The organism is Ilumatobacter nonamiensis YM16-303 (assembly GCF_000350145.1).
In the GTDB taxonomy this organism is placed as follows: Bacteria; Actinomycetota; Acidimicrobiia; order Acidimicrobiales; family Ilumatobacteraceae; genus Ilumatobacter_A; species Ilumatobacter_A nonamiensis.
Genome location: NZ_BAOL01000071.1, coordinates 1 through 3,550 on the forward strand (window position 1 = coordinate 1; position 3,550 = coordinate 3,550).

Annotated in this window: 6 protein-coding genes; 5 read left to right on the plus strand and 1 reads right to left on the minus strand. The window is 66.1% G+C overall.

Features of this window, described 5'->3' with window-relative positions:
- The 4 genes from ON45_RS08320 to ON45_RS08335 form a co-directional block, all read left to right on the plus strand.
- A partial coding sequence (locus ON45_RS08320) for a S16 family serine protease (RefSeq protein WP_040493190.1) occupies window positions 1–304 on the plus strand: 304 nt, incomplete at its 5' end.
- 56 nt (window positions 305–360) lie between these two features.
- The gene (locus tag ON45_RS08325; RefSeq protein ID WP_040493191.1) at window positions 361–1,602 is read left to right on the plus strand and encodes an aspartate aminotransferase family protein; all 1,242 of its coding nucleotides are present in this window, start codon (window positions 361–363) and stop codon (window positions 1,600–1,602) included.
- A 19-nt stretch (window positions 1,603–1,621) separates the two neighbouring features.
- Window positions 1,622–2,056 (plus strand): MarR family winged helix-turn-helix transcriptional regulator, encoded by a 435-nt coding sequence (locus ON45_RS21275; RefSeq protein WP_051062734.1) that lies wholly within the window; start codon window positions 1,622–1,624, stop codon window positions 2,054–2,056.
- Between the two features lie 56 nt (window positions 2,057–2,112).
- Window positions 2,113–2,370 carry a hypothetical protein gene (locus ON45_RS08335; protein ID WP_148288583.1) on the plus strand — a complete coding sequence of 86 codons (258 nt, stop codon included), beginning with the start codon at window positions 2,113–2,115 and terminating at the stop codon, window positions 2,368–2,370.
- Window positions 2,371–2,502: 132 nt separating this feature from the next.
- On the opposite strand, the gene ON45_RS22600 is transcribed toward ON45_RS08335, so the two are convergent.
- Window positions 2,503–2,832: a hypothetical protein gene (locus ON45_RS22600; protein WP_148288584.1), complete on the minus strand. Its 330-nt coding sequence runs from the start codon at window positions 2,830–2,832 to the stop codon at window positions 2,503–2,505.
- A gap of 103 nt (window positions 2,833–2,935) precedes the next feature.
- On the opposite strand from ON45_RS22600, the gene ON45_RS08340 reads away from it, so the two are divergent.
- The gene (locus ON45_RS08340; protein WP_040493194.1) at window positions 2,936–3,511 is read left to right on the plus strand and encodes an anthranilate synthase component II; all 576 of its coding nucleotides are present in this window, start codon (window positions 2,936–2,938) and stop codon (window positions 3,509–3,511) included.
- Window positions 3,512–3,550 lie beyond the last annotated feature (39 nt).

Sequence of the window (3,550 nt, forward strand, 5' to 3'; positions counted from 1 at the left end):
TGCGGTGCCCAAGGACGGGCCGTCCGCGGGAATCACGATGACGACGGCGCTGGTGTCGTTGCTCACCGACCGACCGGTGAAGTCGAACGTCGCGATGACCGGTGAGATCAACCTGCAGGGCCAGGTGATGCCGATCGGTGGCGTGAAGCAGAAGGTGCTCGCTGCACACCGACTGGGGATCACCGACGTGGTGATCCCGAAGCGCAATGGCCCGGACCTCGAGGACGTCCCCGAGAACGTGCGCGACGAGATGAACTTCCACCTCGCCGCCACCTACGCCGATGTGGAGGCCGTCGCCTTCTGATCCGACGGGAATTGCGCGTCCGGAGGCTGTTCGGAGGATTCCCATAGGCTTTCCGGATGGCCGAAACTGGAGCACACCTTTCGGGCGTCTGGGCGAAGGCGACCGATCTGCAGATCGAGCGCGGGATGGGCATCCGCGTCATCGACGTCAACGGTCACGAGTACCTCGACTTCACGGGTGGACTCGGAGCCGCATCCACCGGCCACGCCCACCCGAAGGTCACGCAGGCGATCGCCGAGCAGGCGGGCCGGATGATCCACGCGCAGATCAACGTGTACCGCCACGACAAGCTGCAGCCGCTCGTCAACAAGCTCGGCGAGATCACCCCGGACGGAATCGACACGTTCTACTTCGGCAGCACGCCTGACGAGATCGTCGAGTCGGCGGTCAAGCTCGCCAAGCACGCCACCGATCGGCGCAACGTGATCACGTTCGACGGAGCCTTCCACGGTCGCACGCACTACACGCTGGCGATGTCGAGCAGCCGCGCGATCGACCGTGCCGGCTACGGCCCGCTGCCCGGTGGCGTGTTCATCGCGCCGTACCCGGACCCGCACGCGTCCGACCAGGAGGCCGAGGTGAGCCGTGCGCTCCGGGGTCTCGATCGGATCATGTCGACGCAGGTGTCACCCGAGAAGATCGCGGCGTGTGTGATCGAACCGGTCATCGGTGAACGTGGATACATCCCCACGCCGCAGGGTTTCCTCGAGGGAATCGAGCGGCGGTGCCGGGACCACGGAATCCTGCTCGTCACCGACGAGACGCAGAGTGGCTTCGGACGCACCGGCAGGATGTTCGCGACCGAGGCGCTCGGCGTGAGCCCCGACATCATCTGCATGGCGAAGGGGATGGCCTCCGGCTTCCCGTTCGCTGCGCTGGGCACCCGGCGAGAGCTCGACGAGAAGTGGGTGACGGGGAGTCACAGCGGCTCGTCGAACGGCAACCCGATCGGCTGCGCGGCGGCGCTCGCCACGATCGAGGTACTGCAGGAACCCGGCTTCCTCGACAACGTCAAGTCCCGCGGCAACCAGCTGATGGATGCGCTGCTCAATCTCCAACAGCTCGACCAGGCGCTGCTCCACGTGCGTGGACGCGGGCTGATGGTCGCCACGGAGTTCGACACCGCGGAACGAGCGGCGGCCGTCGTGGCCCACTGTCAGAAGGAGAGCCGGCTGCTGCTGATGCTCGCCGGTACCTACAAGAAGACGATCCGTTGGAGTCCCCCACTGATCGTCAACCAGTCCGAGATCGACGAGGCCGTCTCTGCGTTCGCCTCGGCGATTCGCGCCACGAGCTGACCGTCGTCGGCCGCGTCGGATGCCTCGCCTCGACAACGTCAGGGTCGGAGTCTGGCGGGATCTCCAATCGCTGGTCGGCGCGCTCGAGCGCTCGATCGACGACGAGTTGCGGGCGGAGTGGGACATCACCATCGGTTGGTTCGACGTCCTCACCACACTCCAGCGACTCGGTGGTTTCGCGCGGCCGCTCGACATCGCGGCGGATCTCCGGCTTCCGGCGTCGAGCATCAGTCGTCGGTTGGATCGATTGGAGGAGGAGGGGTGGATCAAGCGTCACCGCCTCGACGAGGACGACAAGCGCGCCGTCGAGGTCGAACTGACGAAGTCCGGTCGAAGGCTGTGGCGCGAGATGAGCGTGAGCTATCGGCGCGCGGTCCAGGCCTCGTTCGCGCGGCACCTCGACGATGACGAGATCGACGACCTGCAGCGGATTATTGGTCTGCTCAACGAGTGAGCGAGCCGCGCGGACACACGCCGTCGAGCGTCGGTAGCGTAGATGCCGTGCCGGAAATGTCGACGATCATCTGGGTGGCGTTCGGCGTCTTCTTCGGATGGGTGCTGTGGAAAAGCGGCATCGCGATGTTGCGGAGCTTCACCCAGCTGCCTCCCGAGCCAGCGCCGTCGGGGGAGTTGCGCAAGGTCAAGCGCAATTATCGCTGTGATGTATGCGGTGTCGAGCTCAGGATGACGACGGCGCCCGACGAGGATCCGCCGCCGCCGAGGCACTGTCTCGAGGACATGACCGAAGTCGCGCCGCTCTACGACTGAGTTGTCCACAGGTTGTGGACGGTGTGGGGATCGAATGACATCAACGTCATTCCCCGTTCATCTCGTTCACCTCGTGGCCATGTGAACGAGTGGGTGCTCAGCGCCGAGTCGGGCGCTGAATCGGTGGGTGCGTCATTCCCACTTCGTGGCGAACCACAGGCCGCCCAGGATGCAGATCAGGCCGAGGCCCGTGAACCAGCGAGATGCGTCACCGATGAGGTAGCCGGCCATGATCACGAGGCCGCCGACGATCAACAACACGACCATGATCACGGGGATCAGGTTCGGTGGGATCAACTGCCGTCGCTGTTGTTTCGGGGTGTAACGCGACGATGCCGCGACCGTGGTCCGCGACGAAGCAGACTCGGGTTCGTCGGACTTCGACGAACCGGATCGGTCACCGGGCTGGGTCCCCTTGGGTGTGACGCGCCCGCCACCCGTCTTTCGCTTCGGAGGTGCCATCGGTCGGACAGCATACGCCATCGGTCGAGCCGTCGGCGCGGGCCGACCGCCGAACCGGAAACCGTGGTGGGTGGTCACGGCCTCCGCGCGGCAGACTGGCGCGATGCGCGTGCTCGTCATCGACAGCTATGACAGCTTCGTCTACAACCTCGTCCAGTACCTCGGAGAGTTGGGCGTCGAGCCGATCGTGGTGCGCAATGACGCGGTGACGGTGGACGAAGCCCTCGCGATCGACCCTGACGGCGTGCTGCTCTCGCCCGGCCCGGGTCGCCCGGAGTCAGCCGGAATCCTCTGCGACGCCGTCGAGGCCTTCGCCGAGCGGGGAGTGCCGGTGCTCGGTGTCTGTCTCGGACATCAGGCGATCGGACAGGTCTACGGCGCCGAGGTCGTCGGGGCTCCCGAGTTGATGCACGGCAAGACGTCACCGATCGAGCACGTCGACGACGGCGTGTTCGCGGGGCTGCCGTCGCCGCTCACGGCCACCCGCTACCACTCGCTCACGCTCGCTCCCGAGTCCATCCCCGACGTGCTCGAGGTGACGGCGCGCAGCGCCGACGGCGTGGTGATGGGAGTGCGTCATCGCGACGTCGATGTCGAAGGTGTCCAGTTCCACCCGGAGAGCATCCTCACCGGCTCCGGCCACGACCTCCTGCGCAACTGGCTCACCCGCCTGTCCTGAGCGCCAGGACCATCGGGTGTCAGACACCGGATGGTTCCG